The organism is Stenotrophomonas sp. YJH_SMC_73, assembly GCF_059370155.1.
Genome location: NZ_JCAFTJ010000002.1, coordinates 118,854 through 142,727 on the forward strand (window position 1 = coordinate 118,854; position 23,874 = coordinate 142,727).

Below are 23,874 nucleotides of genomic sequence, written 5' to 3' on the forward strand. Positions count from 1 at the left end.
GCCGCCATTGCGGCAGTCTGGTCGGCATGAAGAAACTCACCGCACTCATTGTGCTGCTGGTCCTGGCCGTCGCCGCCTGGTGGTTCGGCGGCCCCTACATGACCGTCAATGGCCTGTCCAAGGCCATCGAGCAGCGCGACACCGCCCGCCTGGAGCGTTACGTCGACTTCCCCCGCGTGCGCAGCAGCCTGCGTGCGCAGCTCAACGACTACCTGGTGCGCCAGGCCGGCCCCGACGTGGCATCCAGCCCGTTCGGCGCCCTGCTCTATGGGCTGGGCGACCAGCTTGGCGGTGCCGCAGTGGAGACCATGGTGACCCCGACCGGGATCGGCGCGATGCTGCAGGGCCACGTGCTGTGGAAGCGTGGCCGCAATGAACTGCAGGGCGGCGATGCCTTCGGTGCGACCGAACCGGCGCGGCCGCTGAAGCATGCCGAGCATCATTTCGAGGCACTGGACCGATTCGTGATCGACGTCGATCGCGGCCCCGGCCAGCCACCGTTGAAGGTGGTGCTGGAGCCGCAGGGCCTGCGCTGGAAGGTGGTGGACCTGCAGCTGGGAATGTCGGGCAGCCCTTGATCGGACCCGTGGCCTGACGGCAGCGCCAACCAAGGTTGGCAACTACCGGGGCATGTGGCTCTGGTAGATGCCCACCTTGGTGGGCATGTGGCTGTGGTAGATGCCCACCTTGGTGGGCATGGGTCCTAGGCAGTGCCAACCAACGGTTGGCACCTACCGGTCGAGTCCGCCCTACCCCTCGTTGGCGACGCCGTGCGGCACGTGGCCGGCGGCCACATGCTCGCGGGCGCTGTCGATGTTGTGCTGCGAATCGTCGAAGAAGATGTCGGCACCGAAGGCCTGCAGGAACGGGCCCTTGTGACGGCCGCCCAGGAACAGTGCCTCGTCCAGGCGCACGCCCCACTCGCGCAGGGTGCGGATCACCCGCTCATGCGCCGGTGCCGAACGCGCGGTCACGAGCGCGGTACGGATCGGCGCGCTCTCGCCGGCCGGGAACACTTCCTGCAGCGTATGCAGGGCCGACAGGAAGCCACGGAAGGGACCGCCACTGAGCGGCTCGCGGGCGCGCTCGCGCTCGTGGCGGCCAAACGCTTCCACGCCCTGCTCGCGCGAGATGCGCTCGCTCTCGTCACCGAAGATCACCGCGTCACCATCGAAGGCGATGCGCAGCTGGCCGGCCGGGCGACCAGTATCGATCTGGTCGGCGGCTGCCGCAGCGGTCTCGCCCGGCGGCTTGGGCAGGATGGTTGCCGCCGCGATGCCATGACGCAGCGCGCTGCGCACCGATTCGGGGTTGGCCGACAGGAACAGGTCGGTACCGAACGGCTTCACGTACGGCCAGGTCGGCTCGCCGGCGGTGAAGGTCGCGCGGATGATGCCCAGCCCATAGTGCTGGATCGAATTGAAGATGCGCAGGCCGGTATCGGCCGAGTTGCGCGACAGCAGGATCACCTCGACCCGCGGGTTCTCCGGGCTGGCGCCCTGGTTCAGCGCCAGCAGCTTGCGCACCACCGGGAAGGCCACGCCGGGGCCGAGGATATCGTCCTCGTGCTGGCGCTGGAATTCGGCGTAGGCCGCCACGCCATCACTTTCGAACAGCGCATGGCTTTCCTCGAGGTCGAACAGCGCGCGCGAGGTCACCGCGACGGTCAGCAAACGGGGGGAGTTGTCGCCCATCGGTGGGGGTCCTTCAAGCGGTCGGCGGGGCCGGCCGCCCATTGTCCTCAAAAAACGAACTGTTCGCTCAGGATCCTGTCTTCCAGGTTGTGCTCCGGGTCGAACAGCAGGGTCACGCGGCGGTCCTTCGACTCGCGGATGGTCACCTCGACCACGTCGCGGGTCTCGTGCGAATCCGCCGTGACGCTGACCGGGCGCTTGTACGGATCGAGCACGCGGAAGCGCACCTCGGTATCGGCCTTGAGGATCGCCCCGCGCCAGCGACGCGGCCGGTACGGGGCCAACGGCGTCAGCGCGATGGTGTGCGAGCCCAGCGGCAATACCGGGCCATGCGCGGAATAGTTGTAGGCGGTGCTGCCCGCCGGGGTGGCCACCAGCACGCCGTCACCGATCAGCTCGGCCACGCGTTCCTGGCCGTTGAGGTCGATGCCGATATGCGCGGCCTGCCGGGTCTGGCGCAGCAGCGAGACATCGTTGTAGGCCAGCGAACCGGTACTGGTGCCCGACTCGGTCAGCGCCACCATTTCCAGCGGGCGCAGGTTGGCCGGTTCGGCACGCGCAATGCGGGCCTGCACGTCGTCGTCGCCACGGTACTGGTTCATCAGGAAGCCGACGGTGCCCAGCTTCATGCCGAACACCGGCTTGCCCAGGTGCCCATGCCGGTGCAGGGTCTGCAGCATGAAGCCGTCGCCCCCCAGCGGACACAGCACGTCGGCCTGCTCCGGCGCGTGATCGCCATAACGCGAGACCATCGCGGCGCGGGCCATCTGTGCAGGTTCGGTGGCGCTGGCCAGGAAAGCGATGCGGGGGGTGTCGCTCATCGGTGGATCCGGGTGGGTGTGCCAGCAAGAGCATACCCGGTAGTGCCGGCCGCTGGCCGGCAGCTGCACCCGATTGTGGTCCATGCGGTTGCCGGCCAGCGGCCGGCACTACCCGGCAATGCAGAACGGCCCCGCTTTCGCGGGGCCGTTCCTCCAACTGCTGCAGATCAGGAGCCCCCCTGAGTCAGGGGGGCGCGCCAACGGCGCGGGGGTCTGGGAGCATGGTTGGCATGGGGCCCACGGTTTGCAGAGCAAACCGTGGGGCGCCAGCGCGAATGCGCTTACGCACCATGCGCGGCCAGCTGACCCAGGCGCTGCACCGCGACCGAAACGGTCGGGTAGTCCAGGGTCTTCTGCTCGGCCAGTTCGGCCAGCATCGCCAGGGTGAAGCGCAGGCTGCTGTCGTCGCGACCCATCCAGGCCGCCACCTTTGCTTCGGCACTGCTGCCCTTGGTACCCAGCACCTGGCCCGCCAGGTTGCGGTGGTTGGCGGCCAGCTCGTCGCGCAGCACGCCACGTGCCACCGCGTGCCAACGGCCATTGACCTCCAGCGCATCGACCTGCTCGAACAGCCACGGCAGCTGCAGGGCATCGCCCAGGCGGAAGTGGACCTTGGACACGTCCACCGGCTTCAGCTTGCGGGTACGGGCCAGTTCGATGATGTCGAACGCCGGCTCCAGGAAGTGCAGTTCGGCCAGCTGCTGCGCCAGCGCGGACGGCAGGCCCTTTTCCTTCCACTCGGCCACCAGGGCTTCGTAGGTCGGACGCTGCGAATCCGGCAGCACACCCGAGGCAACGCGGATGTCGTTGAACGGGCCCTGGTAGCGGTTGACCGCTTCGGTGATGCCGGGCATCGCGCCGGGGCGCGACAGCAGCCAGCGCACGAACGAGCGCTGCAGCTTCCAGATCACTTCCAGGGCGTCGATCTGCACCGACTCCGGCACCTTGCCGTCGAGGGCATCGATCTGTGCCCACAGCGCGCGTGCATCCAGCGTTTCACGGCTGATGGTGTAGGCCTTGGCAACCTCGGCGATGGAACGGCCGGTGTCTTCCTGCATGCGCATCAGGAAGGTGGCGCCCATGCGGTTGATGGTCTGGTTGGTCACGGCCGTGGCGATGATTTCGCGCTTCAGGCGGTGACGCTCCATTGCGTCGGCATACTTCTTCTGCAGCGGGGTCGGGAAGTAGCGCTGCAGTTCCTTGGACAGGTACGGATCTTCCGGGATGTCCGAATCCAGCAGCTGGGCGAATGCCACCAGCTTGGAGTAGGACAGCAGCACCGACAGTTCCGGACGGGTCAGGCCCTGGCCGCGCGCCTTGCGCTGCGACAGCTCGGCATCGGACGGCAGGAACTCGATCTGGCGATCAAGCAGGCCCTGCTGTTCCAGGGTACGGATGAAGTGCTGCTTGGAACCCAGGCGCTTGACCGCCATCCGCTCCATCAGGCTCAGCGCCTGGTTCTGGCGGTAGTTGTCGTTGAGCACCAGCTCGGCGACTTCATCGGTCATCGAGGCCAGCAGCTTGTTGCGCTGCTCGACGGTCAGCTTCTTGGCCCGCACCACATCGTTGAGCAGGATCTTGATGTTGACTTCATGGTCGGAGGTGTCGACACCTGCCGAGTTGTCGATGAAGTCGGTGTTGAGCAGCACGCCGGCCTGCGCGGCTTCGATGCGGCCCAGCTGGGTCATGCCCAGGTTGCCGCCCTCGCCCACCACCTTGCAGCGCAGCTCGCCACCGTTCACGCGCAGCGCGTTGTTGGCACGGTCGCCGACATCGCTGTGCTGCTCGCTGGCGGCCTTGACGTAGGTACCGATGCCGCCGTTCCACAGCAGGTCGACCGGTGCCTTCAGGATCGCGCTCATCAGTTCGTTGGGCGACAGCGCCTTGACGTTCTCGTCCAGGCCCAGCGCTTCACGCACCTGCGGGGTGATCTCGATCGACTTCAGGCTGCGCGGGTACACGCCGCCGCCCTTGCTGATCAGCTTGGCATCGTAGTCCGCCCAGCTCGAACGCGGCACGGTGAACAGGCGCTCACGTTCGACGAACGTGGTGGCCGCATCCGGGTTCGGGTCCAGGAAGATGTGGCGGTGATCGAACGCAGCCACCAGGCGGATGTGGCGCGACAGCAGCATGCCGTTGCCGAACACGTCGCCGGACATGTCGCCGACGCCGACCGCAGTGAAGTCCTGGCTCTGGCTGTCACGGCCCAGCGCACGGAAGTGGCGCTTGACCGACTCCCACGCACCGCGTGCGGTGATGCCCATGCCCTTGTGGTCGTAACCGACCGAACCACCGGAGGCGAACGCATCGCCCATCCAGAAGCCGTGCGCGATGGCCAGGCCGTTGGCGATGTCGGAGAAGGTCGCAGTGCCCTTGTCGGCGGCCACCACCAGGTACGGATCGTCCATGTCGTGGCGCACGACATCCACCGGCGGCACGATCTTGTTGTTGACGATGTTGTCGGTGATGTCCAGCAGGCCCTGGATGAACAGCTTGTAGCAGGCCACGCCGTTGGCGAAGATCGCATCACGGTCGCCGTTCACCGGCGGGGTCTTGGCGAAGAAGCCGCCCTTCGCGCCGACCGGCACGATGACGGTGTTCTTGACCATCTGTGCCTTGACCAGGCCCAGCACTTCGGTACGGAAGTCTTCGCGACGGTCCGACCAGCGCAGGCCACCACGGGCGACCGCGCCGAAGCGCAGGTGGGTACCTTCCACGCGCGGGCCGTAGACGAAGATCTCGCGGTACGGGCGCGGCTTCGGCAGGTCCGGCACCAGCGCCGAATCGAACTTGAAGCTGATGACATGGCCGTGCTGGCCGTTGGCATCGGTCTGGTAGTAGCTGGTACGCAGGGTCGCGTCGATCACGCCCATGAACGAGCGCAGGATGCGGTCCTCGTCCAGGCTGGACACGCGGTCCATCAGCTTCAGCAGCGCATCGCGCGCGGCCTGCATCTGCGCGTCGCGGTCACCCTTGCGGGCGTCGACCACGGTCTTGAGCACCTTCAGGGTGGCATCGTCACCGGCAGCCAGCACGTCGAAGTGGGCCTTCAGCTGGGCCTGGCCGGCGGCGATGTCGTCCTTGCTCTCGTGGCCGGTGGCCGGATCGAAGCGGGCTTCGAACAGCTCGACCAGCAGGCGGGCCAGCAGCGGGTAGCGCGCGAAGGTGCCTTCCACGTAGGCCTGGGAGAACGGCACGCCGGTCTGCAGCAGGTACTTGCAGTAGCCGCGCAGCATGGCGACCTGGCGCCAGTGCAGGCCGGCAGCCAGCACCAGGCGGTTGAAGCCGTCGTTCTCGGCATCGCCGTGCCAGACGCGGGCGAAGGTCTCGCCGAAGGCTTCATCGACACTGGCGGCATCGATCGCGCCGGCGGTCGACTCGACCTCGAAGTCCTGCACGTACACCGGGGCGTTGTCGACCGACAGGCGGTACGGACGCTCGGCGATCACGCGCAGGCCCATGTTTTCCATCATCGGCAGCGCGTCCGACAGCGGAATGTCGTCCAGCTGGCGATACAGCTTCAGGCGCAGGCCATCACCGCTTTCGCGCGGCACGGCCTGCAGGCTCAGGCGCAGGTCGTCCGGGCCGGTCAGGGCGTCGAGCTGGCTGACATCGTTGGCGGCAACCGCGGTGCTGTTGTCTTCGATGTAGCCGGCCGGCAGCGCCTTGCCGATACGGGCGGCGATGCGCAGGCCTTCGGTCTCGCCGTGGCGGGCCACCAGCGCTTCGCGCAGGTCGTCCTGCCAGTTGCGCAGCACCTGGGCCAGCTTCTGCTCCAGTTCGGCGGTATCGACGTCGAGCATCTCACCCGGCTTCGGGCGCACGATCAGGTGCACCTGGGCCAGCGGCGATTCGCCCAGCACCACCGAGCTGTCGACGTACTCGCCGTGCAGCGCGTCCTTCAGCATCGCTTCGATGCGCAGGCGCACGTCGGTGTTGAAGCGCTCACGCGGCAGGTAGACCAGCGCGGAGATGAAACGGCTGTACTTGTCGCGGCGCAGGAACAGGCGGCTGCGCACGCGCTCCTGCAGGCCCAGCACGCCCATCGCGGTGCGGAACAGTTCGTCCTCGCTGGACTGGAACAGTTCTTCGCGCGGCAGGGTTTCCAGGATGTGGCGCAGGGCCTTGCCACTGTGGCTGGCCGGGGCCAGGCCCGACTGCTTCATCACGTGCTCGTGGCGCTGGCGTACCAGCGGGATTTCCCACGGGCGGCGGTTGTAGGCGCTGGAGGTGAACAGGCCGAGGAAGCGCTGCTCGCCGATGATCTTGCCCTTGGCGTCGAATTCCAGCACGCCGATGTAATCCATGTAGCCAGCGCGATGCACGCGCGAACGGGCATTGGTCTTGGTCAGGATCAGCGCATCCTTCAGACCGGACGTGGTGTTCAGGCCCTGCGCGGCCAGGGTCTTGACCGGACGGGCGGCGGACTTGTCCTTGCCGCGCATCAGGCCCAGGCCGGTGTCGTTCAGCGGCGCCAGCACCTCTTCCTTGCCCTGCTTCTCGACGCGGTATTCGCGGTAGCCGAAGAAGGTGAAGTGGTTGTCGGCGGCCCAGCGCAGGAACTCCTGTGCTTCCTTGCGCGATGCGTCGTCGACCGGCAGCTGGCGGCTGCCGAGGTCGTCGGCCAGCGCCAGCGCCTTGTCCTTCATCGGCTGCCAGTCGCGGACGATCGCACGCACTTCGTCCAGCGCCTTGTTGATGGCCTGTTCGATGGCAGCCATGGCGTCGGCCGGCTGGCGGTCGATCTCCAGCAGCATCACCGACTCGGCATCGCCCTCGCCGACCTTGACCAGCTTGCCGGCCTTGTCGCGGGTGAAGCGCAGCACCGGGTGGCCCAGCACGTGGACACCCACGCCCTGCTCGGCCAGCGACATGGTGACGGTATCGACCAGGAACGGCATGTCGTCGTTGACGATCTGCAGCACGGTGTGCGGCGATTCCCAACCGTTGGCCTTCGCAGTCGGATTGAACACGCGGACGTTGGCCTTGCCGGCCTTGCGGGCACGGGCGAATTCCAGCGTCTCAGCCGCGAGCGCGGCCCACTCTTCAGCGCTGTGGTGCGGGAACTCGTCCGATTCCATGCGCTTGTAGAAGTCAGTGGCGAAGGCCACCGCTTCGGCCTGTGCGGCCGCGGGGTAGCGCTTGCGCAAGGCCGTGTACACCGGCTCCAGGGAGAAACCAGCGGTCACTGCGACCTCCGACTCTGCTGGTTTCGTCTTGTTTTTCACGGTCTTGGCTGCGGTTTTTTGCGGTTTCATGGCAGAGCGATGCGCTTGCTCAGTTGGGAAAATGAAATTGTAGCCCTACCGCACGAAAAGGCCTTGCTGCAGGACGGAATAAGCAGATTCGGGTTTGCTGCGGTTTAGACGCCTATTCAGTTCGCTCCGGTATGGAGCTGGCGCCTGCTTCAGCACTGCCGACAGGATCGGCAAAGCGTGTTACCGAAAGACACACGCGGCGACGCCGATTCGATTCCACAATCCTGAACTGGACGGTATAGTCCACCGCGTGAACCCGGCCTACCTCCCCGTTGCCCTCGACGCGCGCGATGAGCGCGTGTTCGATGCCGTGCGCAGACTGCTGGCCGAGCAGGGCATGCAGATGAGCATGGACGCAGTGGCCCAGCATGCCGGCTGCTCCAAGCAGACCCTGTACTCGCGCTACGGCAGCAAGCAGGAACTGCTGCGCCGGGTGATGCAGCGCCACGTCGGCCACGCCACCGGGGCCATGCTGCGTGCACTCCGCAGTGACGACCTGCGTGCCAGCCTTCTCCAGTTCGCCACCGACTTCCTGGAGCATTTCAACCAACCGCACGTAGGACAGGCCTGCCGGCTGATTGCAGCCGAGGCAGCCCAGTTTCCCGAAGAGGCGCGTACGCTGTACCGGCACGGTGCCGGCGCGCTGACGCTTCATCTTGCTGAATGGATTGAAACCGTTTGCATGCAAGGCCAGCTCCGGCATGACGACCCGCACTTCATGGCCGAACTGCTGCTGAGCATGATCGCCGGTCAGGATTTCGACAAACAGCGCTTCCATACCCCCCATCGTGATGACGCGCTCCTGCGTCGGCGCTGGGCAGAGTTCTCCGTCGACAGCTTCCTGCGCGCGTTCGCGCCACAGCCGTCGCCGGCCCCGTCTACAAACCAACCCCGGAGTTCCTCCTGATGACCGCCCCACTCCGCACCCTTGCCTTGACGTGCGCCGTTGCTGTCGCGCTGGCTGCCTGCAAGAAGCCGGAACAGCAGACGCCCCCGCCGCCGGAGGTGGGCGTGATCGACGCCAAGCCGCAGACCCTGCCGCTGCAGCGCGAGCTGGTCGGCCGCCTGTCGCCGTTCCGCAGCGCCGACGTCCGCGCACGCGTACCCGGCGTGCTGCTCAAGCGCGTTTACCAGGAAGGTTCGCAGGTCAAGCAGGGCCAGACCCTGTTCCTGATCGACCCGGCGCCGTTGCGTGCCTCGCTCAACGCCTCCGAGGCCCAGCTGGCTTCGGCCCGCGCCACCTACGCCAATGCCAAGGTCGCCGCCGATCGCGCGCGCTCGCTGGCGCCGCAGCAGTTCGTCTCCAAGTCCGACCTGGACAACGCCGAATCGGCCGAGCGCACCGCCCTGGCCGCCGTCAAGCAGGCCGAAGCGGCAGTGACCTCTTCGCGGATCAACCTGGGCTACGCCGAAGTGACCGCGCCGATCAGTGGCGTGGCCAACAAGCAGCAGGTCACCGAGGGCGCGCTGGTCGGCCAGGGCGATGTGACCCTGCTGACCACCGTTGACCAGCTCGACCCGCTGTATGTGAACTTCTCGCTGAGCGTGGATGAGCTGACCCAGCTGCGCGCGCAGCAGGCCAAGGGCTCGCTGGCGCTGTCCGGCGACGGCAAGGCCACGGTCAACGTCAAGCTGGCCGACGGCAGCACCTATGGTGAGCCGGGCACGCTGGACTTCTCCTCGACCACGGTCGACCCGGCCACCGGTGCGGTGTCGCTGCGTGCGCTGCTGCCGAACCCCCAGCAGATCCTGCTGCCGGGCGCCTTCGTCAGCTTCCAGGCCAACCTGGGCGAGCGCAACAATGCCTACCTGGTGCCGCAGCAGGCGCTGCTGCGTGACACCACCGGCGGCTACGTGATGGTGGTCGGTGCCGACGGCAAGGTGGTGCGCAAGAACGTGAAGACCGATGGCGCGCAGAACGGCAACTGGCTGGTCAGCGACGGCCTGGCCGCCGGTGACAAGGTGATCGTGGCCGGCGTGCAGAAGGTCAAGGAAGGTGCACCGGCGGTGGCCAAGCCGTGGACCCCGGGGCAGGACGCCAACGGCAAGCCTGCCGCAGGCGGCGCCGCTCCGGCGGGCGCAGCACCGGCGGCAGGCAAGGCACCGGCCGACGCGGCCAAGCCGGAACAGGCCGATGCGGCCAAGCCGGCCACCACCGATTCGAACAAGCAGTAACGGGAACCTTCCGTCATGCCTAAATTTTTCATCGAACATCCAGTCTTCGCCTGGGTGGTTGCGATCCTGATCTCGCTCAGCGGCGTGATCGCGATCCTCAACCTGGGCGTGGAGTCCTATCCCAACATCGCCCCGCCGCAGGTCACCGTCTCGGCGACCTACCCGGGCGCCAGCGCGGACACCACCGAGAAATCGGTCACCCAGGTGATCGAGCAGCAGCTGACCGGTATCGATCACCTGCTGTACTTCAGCTCCTCGTCGGCCTCCAACGGCCGCGCGCAGATCACCCTGACCTTCGAGACCGGCACCGATCCGGACATCGCCCAGGTGCAGGTGCAGAACAAGGTTTCGCTGGCCACGCCACGACTGCCTTCGGAAGTGACCCAGCAGGGCGTGGTGGTGGCCAAGGCCAATGCCGGCTTCCTGATGGTGGTGGCGCTGCAGTCCGATACCCCGACCATCAACCGTGACGCCCTGAACGACATCGTCGGCTCGCGCGTGCTCGACCAGGTCTCGCGTATCCCCGGCGTCGGCAGCACCCAGCAGTTCGGTTCCGAGTACGCCATGAACATCTGGCTGAACCCGGAGAAGATGCAGGGCTATGGCCTGTCGGCCAGCCAGGTACTGGCCGCGGTACGTGCGCAGAACGTGCAGTTCGCCGCCGGTGCGCTGGGTTCGGACCCGTCGCCGGAAGGCCAGCACTTCACCGCCACGGTCTCGGCCGAAGGCCGCTTCAGCTCGCCGCAGGAATTCGAGAACATCATCCTGCGCGCCAACGCCGATGGCTCGCGCGTGCTGCTCAAGGACATCGCCCGCGTCGCCTTCGGTGCCAACAACTACGGCTTCGACACCCAGTACAACGGCAAGCCGACCGGCGCCTTCGCCATCCAGCTGCTGCCGGGCGCCAACGCCCTGAACGTGGCCGAAGCGGTGCGCGCCAAGATGGACGAGCTGCAGCCCAGTTTCCCGTCCGGGGTGACCTGGTTCTCGCCGTACGACAGCACCACCTTCGTCAAGATCTCGATCCAGGAAGTGGTCAAGACCCTGTTTGAAGCGGTCCTGCTGGTGTTCCTGGTGATGCTGATCTTCCTGCAGAACTTCCGCGCCACACTGATCCCGACCCTGGTCATCCCCGTCGCCCTGCTCGGTACCTTCCTGGGCATGTGGATGATCGGCTTCACGATCAACCAGCTGACCCTGTTCGCGATGGTGCTGGCGATCGGCATCGTGGTCGACGATGCGATCGTGGTGATCGAGAACGTCGAACGCATCATGAGCGAGGAAGGCCTGGCGCCGAAGCCGGCCACGCAGAAGGCGATGACCCAGATCACCGGCGCGGTGGTGGCGATCACCGTCGTGCTGGCGGCGGTGTTCATCCCGTCCGCCCTGCAGGGCGGCGCCGCCGGTGAGATCTACAAGCAGTTCGCCCTGACCATCGCCATCTCGATGGCGTTCTCGGCGTTCCTGGCACTGGGCTTCACCCCGGCGCTGTGCGCGACCTTCCTCAAGCCGACGCACAACGACAACCCGAACATCGTCTACCGCACCTTCAACAAGTACTACGACAAGATCAGCCACACCTACGTGGGCCACATCACCTCGGCGGTGCGCCATGCGCCGCGCTGGATGATCCTGTTCGTGGTGCTGACCGCGCTGTGCGGCTTCCTGTTCACCCGCATGCCGGGCAGCTTCCTGCCGGAAGAAGACCAGGGCTATGCGCTGGCGATCGTGCAGCTGCCGCCGGGCTCGACCAAGGGCCAGACCAACGAAGTCTTCGCGCAGATGCGTGGCATCCTGGAAAAGCAGGATGGCTATGAAGGCATGCTGCAGGTGGCCGGCTTCAGCTTCGTCGGTTCCGGCGAGAACGTGGGCATGGGCTTCATCCGCCTGAAGCCGTGGGAGGAACGCAAGTTCACCGCGCCCGAGTTCATCCAGAACATGAACGGCGCGTTCTACGGCATCAAGGAAGCGCAGATCTTCGTGGTCAACCTGCCCACCGTGCAGGGCCTCGGCCAGTTCGGCGGCTTCGACATGTGGCTGCAGGACCGCAGTGGTGCCGGCTACGAACAGCTGACCCAGGCGCGCAACATCCTGCTGGGCAAGGCCGCGCAGAAGCCCGAAGCCCTGGTCGGCGTGCGTCCGAACGGGCTGGAGAACGCCCCGCAGCTGCAGCTGCACGTGGACCGCGTGCAGGCGCAGTCGATGGGCATGTCGGTGTCGGACGTGTACAGCACCATCCAGCTGATGCTGGCCCCGGTCTATGTCAACGACTTCTTCTACGAAGGCCGCATCAAGCGCGTGACCATGCAGGCCGATGGCCCGTACCGCACCGGCCAGGAGTCGCTGAAGAGCTTCTACAGCCCCTCCACCCTGACCCAGAACGCCGATGGCACCAACGCGATGATCCCGCTCAACACGGTGGTCAAGTCCGAATGGGTGTCGGCACCGCCGTCGCTGAGCCGCTACAACGGCTACTCGGCGATCAACATCGTCGGCTCGCAGGCCCCGGGCACCAGCTCGGGCGAAGCGATGCAGACCATGGAGAGCATCGTCAACGACGACCTGCCGGCCGGCTTCGGCTACGACTGGTCCGGCATGTCCTACCAGGAAATCCTGGCCGGCAATGCCGCCACGCTGCTGCTGGTGCTGTCCATCGTGGTGGTGTTCCTGTGCCTGGCCGCCCTGTATGAAAGCTGGTCGATCCCGGTGGCGGTGCTGCTGGTGGTGCCGCTGGGCGTGCTGGGCGCACTGGGCCTGTCGATGCTGCGCGGCCTGCCCAACGATCTGTTCTTCAAGATCGGCCTGATCACCGTGATCGGCCTGGCCGCGAAGAACGCGATCCTGATCGTGGAGTTCGCGGTGGAGCAGCGCGCAGCCGGCAAGAACCTGCGCGATGCCACCATCGAAGCGGCCCGCCTGCGCTTCCGCCCGATCCTGATGACCTCGTTCGCGTTCATCATGGGCGTGATCCCGATGGCGATCTCCACCGGCGCCGGCGCCAATTCCCGCCACGCCATCGGTACCGGCGTGATCGGCGGCATGCTGTTCGCCACCCTGCTCGGCCTGCTGATGATCCCGGTGTTCTTCGTGGTCGTGCGCCGCATGCTGGGCGACAAGCTGGATGAACCGTCCAAGGAGTTCATGGAACGCCAGCGCGACGCGGATGCTGCACACCGCCCGGATCGTTGATCCGGCAGTGCGCTGAAACGAAAAGGCCCCGGAGCGATCCGGGGCCTTTTTCTTGCCGCCTTTGAATTCATGCCAACCAAGGTTGGCATCTACCAGGGCAACGGCATGCCCGGTGGCCGCCAACCTTGGTGGGCGCCGTTCGAGTCACGTCTCAGCGCAACAGCGCGACCACCACGCACACTGCCACGATTACCAGTGCAGCCCACTGCATCGGCACGAAAAAGAAATGATGGGGCGCCACTTCGCCCTTCTGCCGGGGTGCCCGGTTGAGCCACAGGCCCAGCAGCACGTTCACCGCCGCGCCAATGCTGGCACCCAGCAACACCTGCGAGAGTGGGGTGTTGCCCTTGGGGCCTGCGTGCGGGAAGAAATACGCCAGCAGCAGGATCGCTGCGATCGGCGTGATCAGTGTCAGGATTCCCCAACCACGATAGATCATCTGTGCAGACCGTATGGAAACGGCCTGCATTGGAACAGATCCGGCATCGTTCGGCCAAGAGCACAGCGCATCCACGCGTGGCGTGGATCGACCGGCCGCGCCGCCCTTGCAGCGGCGCGGCCGTTGCGTCTCAGCGCAGCCCGGTTTCGTTGCGGGCGATCACCAGGCGCTGGATTTCCGAGGTGCCTTCATAGATCTCGGTGATCTTGGCATCACGGAAGTAACGCTCCAGCGGCATCTCCTTCGAATACCCCATGCCGCCGTGGATCTGCACCGCCTGGTGGGTGATCCACATCGCCGCTTCCGAGGCGGTGAGCTTGGCGATGGCGGCTTCGTTGCTGAAGCGCTTGCCCTGGCCCTTCACCCAAGCCGCGCGCAACGTCAGCAGCAGCGCTGCATCCAGCTTGCACTTCATGTCGGCAATCTTGGCCTGGGTCATCTGGAAGGTGCCGATGGCGGCACCGAAGGCCTTGCGCTCCTTCACGTACTCCAGGGTCGCTTCATAGGCGGCACGGGCGATGCCGATGGCCTGCGAGGCGATACCGATGCGGCCGGCATCGAGCACGCTCATGGCGATCTTGAAGCCCTCGCCCTCCTGGCCCAGCACGTCCTCGGCCTGCGCCACGTAATCGTTGAACTCGATCTCGCAGGTGGCCGAGGCGCGGATGCCCAGCTTGGGCTCGGTCTTGCCACGACCGAAACCGGCCTTGTCGGTATCGATGATGAAGGCGGTGATGCCGCGCGCGCCCTTGTCCGGCTCGCTCATCGCGAACAGCACGATGTACTTGGCCACCGGGCCGGAGGTGATCCAGCTCTTCTTGCCATTGATGACGAAGGTGCCGTCGGCCTGTTTCACCGCGCGGCAGCGCATGGCAGTCGCATCGGAACCGGACTGCGGCTCGGTCAGCGCGAACGCGCCGATGGCGGTGCCTTCGGCGATGGCACGCACGTAGGTCTGCTTCTGCTGCTCGGTACCGTGGGTGAGGATGCCGTTGCAGAACAGCGAGTTGTTGACCGACATGATGGTCGAGTGAGCGGCGTCGGCGGCGGCGACCTCCACCATCGCCAGCACGTACGCAACCGGGTCCATGCCCGCACCGCCGTACTCGGTCGGCACTTCGATGCCCATCAGGCCGTTCTCGCCCAGCAGGCGGATGTTGTCCAGCGGGAACTCGCCGGTGCGGTCATGGTGCTCCGCGCTGGGGGCGATCTTTTCCTGCGCGATGCGCCGCGCCACGTCCTGCAGCATCAACTGCTCTTCGGTAAAGCTGAAATCCACAACACCCTCCCGGGTACATGAAGTTATGGGCCGCATACGGCGCGCCCAGGTGCTCCGATTGTACCGGGGGCCGGCTGTTTCCGTACGCTGGCGACTTGACCGCGGCAGGTCTTCTCGGCGAATATATCTCTATATCGCGATAGGTAGATATTTATGGATCTGGAAGACTGGTCGACCCGCCTGAAGGTGTTCGCCGATGCCACCCGCGTGCGCCTGCTGGCGCTGCTGGAGCAGGAGGAACTGACCGTGGCCGAACTGTCGGCAATCACCCGGCTGGCGCAGCCGCGCGTGTCCACCCACCTGGCGCGCCTGAAGGAAGCCGGCCTGGTCCGCGACCGCCGTGCCGGCGTGTCGGCCTACTACCGTTTCGACGAAGCCCAGCTGGACCCGGCGCAGCGTGCATTGTGGCATGCCTTGAGCAACGGAAGCGACGACCCGTTGCTGCGCCAGGATGCCGAGCGCGTGGCTGCAGTGCTGGCCCACCGCGCCTCTGACCAGAACTGGGCCGACAGCGTGGCCGGCGACATGGAGCGCCACTACTCTCCGGGCCGTACCTGGGAGGCGCTGGCGCGCACCGCCTTGCCGTTGCTGGAGACCGGCGACGTGCTGGACATCGCCTCCGGTGACGGCGTGCTGGCCGAACTGGTCGCCCCCCACGCCAAGCGCTACATCTGCATCGATACCAGCGCGCGCGTGGTCGCCGCTGCCAGCGAGCGCCTGCGCCGGCTGCCCAATGTGGAAGTCCGCGAGGGTGACATGCATGCCCTGCCGTTCAAGGACGGCAGCTTCGACCTGGTGGTGCTGATGCACGCGCTGACCTATGCCAGCAAGCCGGCGCAGGCCGTAACCGAAGCCGCACGCGTGCTGCGCCCGGGCGGCCGCCTGCTGCTGTGCAGCCTGGCCCGTCACGAGCACAAGGCAGCGGTGGAGGCCTATGGCCACGTCAACCTCGGCTTCAGCGACAAGGAGCTGCGCAAGTTCGTCGACAAGGCCGGCCTGCAGGTGTCCAGCCTGGAAACGGTCACCCGCGAGAAGCGTCCGCCGCACTTCGAAGTGATTTCGCTGATCGCCAACAAGCCCTGAGCCCGAGACCACCATGCCCGCCCTGCCCTGGTTGCATCCTGACCGTGCCAACGCCCTGCTCGACGCCCTGCGCGAGCGGATCCTGATCATCGACGGCGCGATGGGCACGATGATCCAGCGCCATGGCCTGCAGGAAGACGACTACCGCGGCGAGCGATTCGCCGGTGGCTATGACCATGCGCACGGTCCCGGCTGCGACCACGGCACGCCTGAAGGCCATGACCTGAAGGGCAACAACGACCTGCTGCTGCTGACCCGGCCGCAGGTCATCGCCGACATCCATACCGCATACCTGGACGCCGGGGCGGATCTGGTCGAGACCAACACCTTCAACGCCACTTCGGTCAGCCAGGCCGACTACCACCTCGAACACCTGGTGTACGAGCTGAACAAGGCCGGCGCCGCCGTTGCACGCGCCTGCTGCGATGCGGTGGCTGCGGCCACGCCGGGCAAGCCGCGCTTCGTGATCGGGGTGATCGGTCCCACCAGCCGCACCGCTTCGATCAGTCCCGACGTCAACGATCCGGGCTTCCGCAACACCAGCTTCGACGAGTTGCGCGACACCTATCGCGAAGCCATCGAGGGCCTGATCGATGGCGGCGCCGACACCCTCATGGTCGAGACCATCTTCGACACGCTCAATGCCAAGGCCGCGCTGTATGCGCTGGAGGAGGCCTTCGACGCGCGTGGTGCACGCCTGCCGGTGATGATCTCCGGCACCATCACCGACGCCTCCGGGCGCACCCTGTCCGGGCAGACCGCCGAGGCCTTCCATGCGTCACTGGCGCATGCGCGCCCGCTGTCGATCGGCTTGAACTGCGCGCTGGGCGCCGAGGCGATGCGCCCGCACGTGGAAACCCTCTCGCAGGTCGCCGACTGTTACGTCAGCGCGCACCCCAACGCGGGCCTGCCCAACGCCTTCGGCGAGTACGACGAAACGCCTGAAGAGATGGCCACCACCCTGCGCGGCTTCGCCGAGGATGGCCTGTTGAACCTGGTCGGCGGCTGCTGCGGCTCCACCCCCGACCACATCCGTGCGATCGCCCGCGCCGTGGCCGGGCTGCCACCGCGCGCCCTGCCCGGTGTCCAGGAGCAGGCCGCATGAATGTCGCCGCCACCGTTCCACACTTCCCGCCCTCCTGCTGTTGAGCCGACGCCTGCCATGACGCCTGTCCGCCCTACCCGCCTGTCCGGCCTGGAACCCCTGGTCATCACTCCGGACCTGCTGTTCATCAACGTCGGCGAACGCACCAACGTCACCGGCAGTGCGCAGTTCCGCAAGCTCATCAAGGAAGGCCGCTACGAAGAAGCGGTGGACGTGGCCCGCCAGCAGGTCGCCAGCGGCGCGCAGATCCTCGACGTCAACATGGACGAGGGCCTGATCGATTCGGAAGCGGCGATGACCCGCTACCTCAACCTGATCATGTCCGAGCCGGACATCGCCCGCATCCCGGTCATGGTCGACTCCTCCAAGTGGAGCGTGATCGAAGCCGGGTTGAAGTGCCTGCAGGGCAAGAGCGTGGTCAATTCGATCTCGCTGAAGGAAGGCGAGGCGCTGTTCCGCGAACACGCGCGCAAGGTCCTGCGCTATGGCGCCGCCGCGGTGGTCATGGCCTTCGACGAAAGCGGGCAGGCCGATACCTGCGCGCGCAAGGTCGAGATCTGCACCCGCGCCTACCGCATCCTGGTCGACGAGATCGGCTTCCCGCCGCAGGACATCATCTTCGACCCGAACATCTTCGCCGTCGCCACCGGCATCGAAGAGCACGACAACTATGCGGTGGACTTCATCGAAGCCACCCGCATCATCAAGCAGACCCTGCCGCACTGCCACGTCTCCGGCGGCGTCTCCAACGTCTCGTTCTCGTTCCGCGGCAACGAAACGGTGCGCCAGGCCATCCACTCGGTGTTCCTCTACCACGCCATCGCCGCCGGCATGGACATGGGCATCGTCAACGCCGGCGCCATGCCGATCTACGACGAGCTGGAGCCTGAGCTGCGCGAGCGCGTCGAGGACGTGATCCTCAACCGCCGCAGCGATGCCACCGAGCGCCTGCTGGAGATCGCCGAGCGCTACAAGGGCAGCAAGGGCGCGGCGAAGACCGAGGACCTGGCCTGGCGCGGGAAGCCGGTGGCGCAGCGCCTGGCACATGCGCTGGTGCACGGCCTGGATGCCTTTGTCGAGGAAGACACCGAGCTGGCCCGGCAGGCCTCCAGCCGCCCGCTGGACGTGATCGAGGGTCCGCTGATGGACGGCATGAACATCGTGGGCGACCTGTTCGGTGCCGGCAAGATGTTCCTGCCGCAGGTGGTGAAATCCGCACGCGTGATGAAGAAGGCGGTGGCCTACCTGCTGCCGTACATCGAGGCGGAGAAGGCACGCAGCGGTGATACCGCCAAGAGCAATGGCAAGATCATCATGGCCACGGTGAAGGGCGATGTGCATGACATCGGCAAGAACATCGTCGGCGTGGTCCTGGCCTGCAACAACTTCGAGGTGGTCGACCTGGGCGTGATGGTGCCGGCGCAGAAGATCCTCGATGCCGCCCGCGAGCACAACGCCGACCTGGTCGGCCTGTCCGGACTGATCACCCCGTCGCTGGAGGAGATGAGCCACGTCGCCCGCGAGATGGAGCGCCAGGGCTTCGACCTGCCGCTGCTGATCGGCGGCGCCACCACCTCGCGCGCGCACACCGCGCTGAAGATCGACCCGCACTACAAAGCGCCTACGGTGTGGGTGAAGGACGCCTCGCGCGCGGTGGGCGTGGCCCAGTCGCTGATCTCACGCGACCTGCGCGAAGCCTTCGTCGCGGCCAACGAGGCCGACTATGCCGAGATCCGCGCCCGCCACCGCAACCGTGGCGACGCCAAGCGCCTGGTGACGCTGGAACATGCGCGCGCGCAGAAATTCCAGGGCGGCTGGGACAGCTACATGCCACCGGCACCGGAACACCCCGGCCTGCACGTATTCGACGACTACCCGCTGGACGAGCTGGTCGACTACATCGACTGGACGCCGTTCTTCCAGGCCTGGGAGCTGGCCGGCAAGTTCCCGGCCATCCTCACCGACGAGATCGTCGGCACCCAGGCCAGCGAGCTGTACCGCGATGCGCGCGCGATGCTCGAGCGCATCGTCGGCGAGAAGTGGCTGACGGCCAAGGCCGTGTTCGGCCTGTGGCCGGCCAACAGCATCGGCGACGACGTCCGCGTGCAGCACCCGCAGGGCGAAACCACCCTGCACTTCCTGCGCCAGCAGGTAGACAAGCCGGCCGAGCGCCCGGACTTCTGCCTGGCCGATTTCATCGCGCCCCTCGACAGTGGCAAGCAGGACTGGATCGGCGCGTTCGCAGTCACTGCCGGTATCGGCATCGACGCGCACGTCGCGCGCTTCGAGGCCGAGCATGACGACTACAACGCGATCCTGCTGAAAGCACTGGCCGACCGCCTCGCCGAGGCGCTGGCCGAGCGCCTGCACCAGCGCGTGCGTACCGAATTCTGGGGCCATGAGCGCGCCGAGGCGCTGGACAACGACGCCCTGATCGACGAGCAGTATCGCGGCATCCGGCCGGCGCCTGGCTATCCGGCCTGCCCGGAACACAGCGAGAAACGGCGCCTGTTCGACCTGCTGCAGGCCGAAGCAAACGCCGGCATGGAACTGACCGAGAGCTTCGCGATGTTGCCCACGGCCGCTGTCTCGGGCTACTACTTCAGCCATCCGCAGAGCCAGTACTTCGTGGTCGGCCGGCTCAGCCGCGAACAGGTCAGCGATTACGCCCGCCGCAAGGGCGTGGACCGCGCCCAGGCCGAACGCTGGCTGGCCTCCAACCTCGACTACGACCCCGAATGACACAAAAAGGGGACGGAGGGGATTAAGTCGTTTATGCATTCGCGACTTAATTCCCTCCGTCCCCTTTTTTGCCTCATCATTCCGCGATGACCGTTCCCGTTGCACGCCTCTCCAGCTTCTACCTGTTCTACTACGCGGCGCTGGGCGCGTTCACGCCGTACTGGAGCCTGTTCCTGAGCGCGCGCGGCATGAGCGTGACGGCCATCAGCGTGATGATGGGCCTGTGGTACGCCACCCGCGTGATCGCGCCCAGCACCTGGACCTCGCTGGCGGCCGCATCGCCACGACCGATCCGCCTGCTGCGCGCGGGCTGCGTGCTGACCCTGCTCAGCTTCGCGGTATTCCTGCTGCCGCTGCCACAGCCGTGGATGTACCCCGCGATGGTGGTGTTCTGCTTCTTCTACAACGCGGTGATGCCGCAGTTCGAGTCGATCACCCTCACCCATCTGGGCAACGACAGCCATCGCTACGGGTTGATCCGGGTCTGGGGCTCGCTCGGTTTCATCGCCGTCGTGACCCTGTTCGGCTGGCTGATCGAAGATGACGGTACGGCCAGCCACGCCGGGCTGCTGCCGTGGATGATGCTGCCACTGTTCGCGCTGCTGGTCGCCTCGGCCTTCAGCAACCACTACGCGCGCGGCGTCGGCAAGACCGGCGGCGACGCCAGCGGCTTCTGGCAGATCGTGCGCCGACCGCCGGTGCTGGCGTTCTTCCTGGCCGCCTTCATGGAGCAACTGTCTTTCGGCCCGTACTACACGTTCTTTTCGGTCTACATGGACCATCACGGCTACCGCACCTCCACCCTGGGCCTGTTGTGGACCATCGGTGTGGTCTTCGAAGTGGGCGTGTTCTTCACCATCGGCCGCTTCTTCCGCCGCTATGACGCCAGCTGGATGCTGTTGATCGCGCTGGTCAGTTCCTGCCTGCGCTGGGCCGTGACCGCACTGTTCCCGGAAAACCTGCCGGTGATGCTGCTGGCGCAGAGCGCGCACGCGCTGGGCTTTGCGGCGTTCTTCGCAGCAGCGATGCAGATGCTGGCGACCTACTTCCCCGGTCGCCTCAATGGGCATGGCCAGGGGCTGCTGTACGGATTCTCGTCCGGTGTCGGCGGTGTGCTCGGCGCACTCATCGCCGGCCAACTGTGGAAGATCGACGATGGTCGCACCGCGTTCCTGGCCGGCAGCGGCTTCGCCCTGATTGGCGCCCTGCTCTGTTTCTTCGCACTGAGCCTGCCGCTCATACGTGCGCGACGGAACAGCCACGCGCGCTGACCCCTGCCCGGCTCAGCGCTGCAACAGAACCTGTTGCAGCGAGGGCAGCAGCACCCGATTGCCATGCGCACTGAGATGATCGCCATCGAAGAACAGCGGCCGCCCATCGCGCTGGGCTGGACATAACGCGTCGTCGCACAGCACCGGCATCGGGTCCCACAGCACGCCACCTGGCAGTCCATCGACCACCTGCTGCAGGCTGCCCAGCATGGGTGCCCGCAACGTTTCCATCGCGACGCGCGTGCTGTCCAGGCCGTTGCGGCAGACCTCGTTGCGGGCATTGAAGCGGTCCGAGCAGCGATAGGGCGGCGCTGGCAGCACTGGCTTGGGCGCCTCCAGCACGATGCGCACGCCACGCTCGGCCAGGGGTCTCCACTGCGCGACCGCCTCGGCCACTTCGGCGTCGCGTCCTGCCGCGGCCTCTGCCGTCAGTTCGCCCGCCAGCTGCGCCTGCGCATCGAACAGCACGAACTGATCGGAAAGGCGTGGCACGCGCAACGACACCAGCACCACGGCATCCCCCGGCTGCGCGCGCCGCGCGATATCGGCGAACACCGCGGCGTCGAAATCAGCGCAACCGGCACCGGCACCGCGCCACTTCTGCAGGCTCACCTGCGGGCATCCGCCGCGGCCATAGAGGGAGACCGCCGAGCCGGTTTCCAGGGCCAGTCGCTGCAGCAGCTCGATGTAAGCCATCGCATGCGAATCACCAGCAACGAACACCCGCTTCGGCGCGCCAACCGGTAGCGGGCGGTCGCAGTCTCCACGCGCAAAGGTGCGCGCACTACCGCCTTCGAAACGATGCTTGGCGACCACCAGTGCGCACTCGGGATAGTCACCGGCCACGCTCTTGCCATTGGGGTACCAATCGGCCGGATGCCGGCTGACCGTACTCAACGACAGCCGCGGCGCCTGCAGGTAGAGCACTGTCTGGATGCCGGCGGCGCACAGCAGTACGACCGCGCCGGCCAGCACCCAACGCCCGGGACGCAGGCGCTGCGCCAACGTGCCGCGGAACGGCTGTTCCACCCAGCGCCACGACAGCCATGACAGCAGCAGCACCAACGCCATCGCGGCGGTCATCTGCAAGGGTGTCTGCAGGCCCACGGTCCAGCGCATCAGCACGAACACCGGCCAGTGCCACAGGTACAGCGAGTACGACAGCTGGCCGATACGGCGCATCGGGGCGCTGGCCAACAGGCGCGCCACCCATGCCTGCGGATGATGATGCAGCGCCCACAGCAGGCCCGCGGTGGCGAAGGCCGGCAGCACGCCGTCAGGCCACGGTGACCGCCCGGCACGCGCGGACCACAACGCCCACCCCAGCAGGCCCAGCGCCACCATGGCCAGCAGGGAGAACACCGGCGCGGCGCGCTTCAGTGCCTGGCCGGTTGCCGGGTCCAGCGATTCGCGCACATGCAGCAGCTGGAACAGCAGCACGCCCACCCCCAGTTGCCAGAGGCGGGTGCTGGTGGCATAGAACGCCCACGATGGCGGCGCCTCGCGCAGACCCAGCACCGCCGCATGCAGCAGCGACGCCATGCTGACCAGGGCGAACAGGCCCAGGCTGATCCAGCGCCCGCGTGCACCGCGCGCCCAAGCCAGGAACAGCAGCGGGAACAGCAGGTAGAACTGCTCTTCCACGCCCAGCGACCAGGTGTGGGTGTAGGGATTGAATTCGGCCCTGGGTGCGAAATAGTCGTTGCCGATCGCTGCCAGCACCCAGTTGCTGAAGCCGAAGAACGCCATCAGTCCGGTCCTGTCACTGGCTTCGCTGAGCCAGGACTCGGGAATGAACAGCACGCTTGCCACGGCAGTCAGCAACAGGCAGGCCAACAGCGCCGGCGCGATGCGACGGATGCGGCGCGCATAGAAGCGCAGCATCGACTGCCCCAGCGACAGCGGCGGCAGCCGGTGTACCGACGCGCTGACCACGAAACCGGAGATGACGAAGAACACATCCACGCCGGTGAACCCGCCTGGCAACCAGGCCGGGTCCAGGTGGAACACGATGACGGCCAGCACGGCGATCGCGCGCAGGCCGTCAATGTGCGGCACGTAGCCACGGCTTGGATCAGCGGTCATCCCTTCCCCCACGGCCGCGACGGCAGCGCGCCCGCGGCGGTCACGCGTTTACCAGACCAGGTCGTCCGGCACCTGGTACTGCGGGTCCGCGTACGGATCTTCCTCGGCCGGCGCATTCGGATCGACCTTCAGCGCCACCGATGCGGCGAACACCGCCTCGCACTGCGCCAGCACCTCGGCGGTCACCAGCAGGTAGCGGCCATTGAGCTGGACCACACCCAGCTCACCGGCGTTGAGCGCGGTCAGCTGTTCGGCGGTCACATAGATGCGCTTGATCTTGCCGCCGTAGGGGAAGTGGCGGGCAATGTCCGCCGCTTCGGCATTCAGGCCCTTGTCCTTCAGCAGTTCTTCCAGCTTGGCCTTGGCCTCGCGGCGCACACGCGCCTCTTCCTGCTTCAGGCGCTCGGTTTCGATGCGCTCTTCCTTTTCCTTCTGCGCGCGGATGGCGTAGGCCTTGGCCAGGTCCATCTCTTCTGCGCTGCGCCGCTTGCGCGGGCCCTGCTGGCCCGGACCACGCGACTGGCCGGGCTTGCCCGGGCCGCCATGGCCAGGACCGCGACGCTGGCCGGGCTTGTGCTCGCCCTTGCCAGCGCCCTGCGGCTTTCCATTGCCGTTGCCACCCTTGCCCTGCGGGCGGCCATCACGGCGGGGGCCATCATTCTTGCGCTCTGGCTTGGGCGCAGGCTTGAAGCCCAGGCCCATCAGCTGGTCGCGGAGGGTATCGCTCATAGGA

Annotated in this window: 15 protein-coding genes; 8 read left to right on the forward strand and 7 right to left on the reverse strand. The window is 66.6% G+C overall.

Translation table 11 applies throughout. From position 1 onward, the window contains the following. The first annotated feature begins 26 nt into the window (after positions 1–26). Complete coding sequence (locus AC5P8R_RS03810; protein ID WP_014647672.1) at positions 27–578, forward strand: DUF2939 domain-containing protein; 552 nt, start codon at positions 27–29, stop codon at positions 576–578. A 171-nt stretch (positions 579–749) separates the two neighbouring features. On the opposite strand, the gene AC5P8R_RS03815 is transcribed toward AC5P8R_RS03810, so the two are convergent. The 3 genes from AC5P8R_RS03815 to AC5P8R_RS03825 form a co-directional block, all read right to left on the reverse strand. Next, entirely contained in the window at positions 750–1,694 is a 945-nt protein-coding gene (locus AC5P8R_RS03815; protein ID WP_005410242.1) for a 5'-nucleotidase, read from the reverse strand. Between the two features lie 47 nt (positions 1,695–1,741). Next, positions 1,742–2,515, reverse strand: a complete 774-nt coding sequence (locus AC5P8R_RS03820) for an NAD kinase (protein ID WP_032962058.1) — start codon at positions 2,513–2,515, stop codon at positions 1,742–1,744. 281 nt (positions 2,516–2,796) lie between these two features. Continuing rightward, complete coding sequence (locus AC5P8R_RS03825; protein ID WP_046431556.1) at positions 2,797–7,773, reverse strand: NAD-glutamate dehydrogenase; 4,977 nt, start codon at positions 7,771–7,773, stop codon at positions 2,797–2,799. Positions 7,774–8,023: 250 nt separating this feature from the next. Between AC5P8R_RS03825 and AC5P8R_RS03830 the strand changes: the two genes are divergently transcribed. Genes AC5P8R_RS03830 through AC5P8R_RS03840 form a run of 3 tightly spaced genes read left to right on the forward strand, consistent with a single transcriptional unit; the run spans position 8,024 to position 13,137 of the window. Further along, a complete protein-coding gene (locus tag AC5P8R_RS03830) occupies positions 8,024–8,680 on the forward strand; it encodes a TetR/AcrR family transcriptional regulator (RefSeq protein ID WP_111207029.1) in 657 nt (218 codons plus the stop codon). Continuing rightward, the gene (locus AC5P8R_RS03835) at positions 8,680–9,948 is read left to right on the forward strand and encodes an efflux RND transporter periplasmic adaptor subunit (RefSeq protein ID WP_014647677.1); all 1,269 of its coding nucleotides are present in this window, start codon (positions 8,680–8,682) and stop codon (positions 9,946–9,948) included. Before AC5P8R_RS03830 ends, AC5P8R_RS03835 begins: the two co-directional genes overlap by 1 nt. A gap of 15 nt (positions 9,949–9,963) precedes the next feature. Then, on the forward strand, positions 9,964–13,137 hold the full coding sequence (locus AC5P8R_RS03840) for a multidrug efflux RND transporter permease subunit (RefSeq protein ID WP_046431562.1): 3,174 nt from the start codon (positions 9,964–9,966) through the stop codon (positions 13,135–13,137). A gap of 151 nt (positions 13,138–13,288) precedes the next feature. Here AC5P8R_RS03840 and AC5P8R_RS03845 read toward each other — a convergent pair whose 3' ends face one another. Both AC5P8R_RS03845 and AC5P8R_RS03850 read right to left on the reverse strand, forming a co-directional pair. Then, positions 13,289–13,576 carry a hypothetical protein gene (locus AC5P8R_RS03845; RefSeq protein ID WP_046431564.1) on the reverse strand — a complete coding sequence of 96 codons (288 nt, stop codon included), beginning with the start codon at positions 13,574–13,576 and terminating at the stop codon, positions 13,289–13,291. Between the two features lie 130 nt (positions 13,577–13,706). Continuing rightward, a complete protein-coding gene (locus AC5P8R_RS03850; protein ID WP_014647680.1) occupies positions 13,707–14,855 on the reverse strand; it encodes an acyl-CoA dehydrogenase family protein in 1,149 nt (382 codons plus the stop codon). A 153-nt stretch (positions 14,856–15,008) separates the two neighbouring features. On the opposite strand from AC5P8R_RS03850, the gene AC5P8R_RS03855 reads away from it, so the two are divergent. The 4 genes from AC5P8R_RS03855 (at position 15,009) to AC5P8R_RS03870 (ending at position 21,056) form a co-directional block, all read left to right on the forward strand. Beyond that, a complete protein-coding gene (locus AC5P8R_RS03855) occupies positions 15,009–15,938 on the forward strand; it encodes an ArsR/SmtB family transcription factor (RefSeq protein ID WP_014037755.1) in 930 nt (309 codons plus the stop codon). 13 nt (positions 15,939–15,951) lie between these two features. Further along, the gene (locus AC5P8R_RS03860) at positions 15,952–17,043 is read left to right on the forward strand and encodes a homocysteine S-methyltransferase family protein (RefSeq protein WP_014647681.1); all 1,092 of its coding nucleotides are present in this window, start codon (positions 15,952–15,954) and stop codon (positions 17,041–17,043) included. 57 nt (positions 17,044–17,100) lie between these two features. Next, positions 17,101–19,785 (forward strand): methionine synthase, encoded by a 2,685-nt coding sequence (gene metH, locus AC5P8R_RS03865; RefSeq protein WP_445391790.1) that lies wholly within the window; start codon positions 17,101–17,103, stop codon positions 19,783–19,785. 86 nt (positions 19,786–19,871) lie between these two features. Continuing rightward, entirely contained in the window at positions 19,872–21,056 is a 1,185-nt protein-coding gene (locus AC5P8R_RS03870; RefSeq protein ID WP_053494726.1) for an MFS transporter, read from the forward strand. A gap of 12 nt (positions 21,057–21,068) precedes the next feature. Here the strand turns inward: AC5P8R_RS03870 and AC5P8R_RS03875 are convergent, their stop codons facing one another. Next, entirely contained in the window at positions 21,069–23,141 is a 2,073-nt protein-coding gene (locus tag AC5P8R_RS03875) for an acyltransferase family protein (RefSeq protein ID WP_164166458.1), read from the reverse strand. A gap of 48 nt (positions 23,142–23,189) precedes the next feature. Next, positions 23,190–23,870 carry a DUF2058 domain-containing protein gene (locus tag AC5P8R_RS03880; RefSeq protein WP_495223006.1) on the reverse strand — a complete coding sequence of 227 codons (681 nt, stop codon included), beginning with the start codon at positions 23,868–23,870 and terminating at the stop codon, positions 23,190–23,192. Between the last annotated feature and the right edge of the window lie 4 nt (positions 23,871–23,874).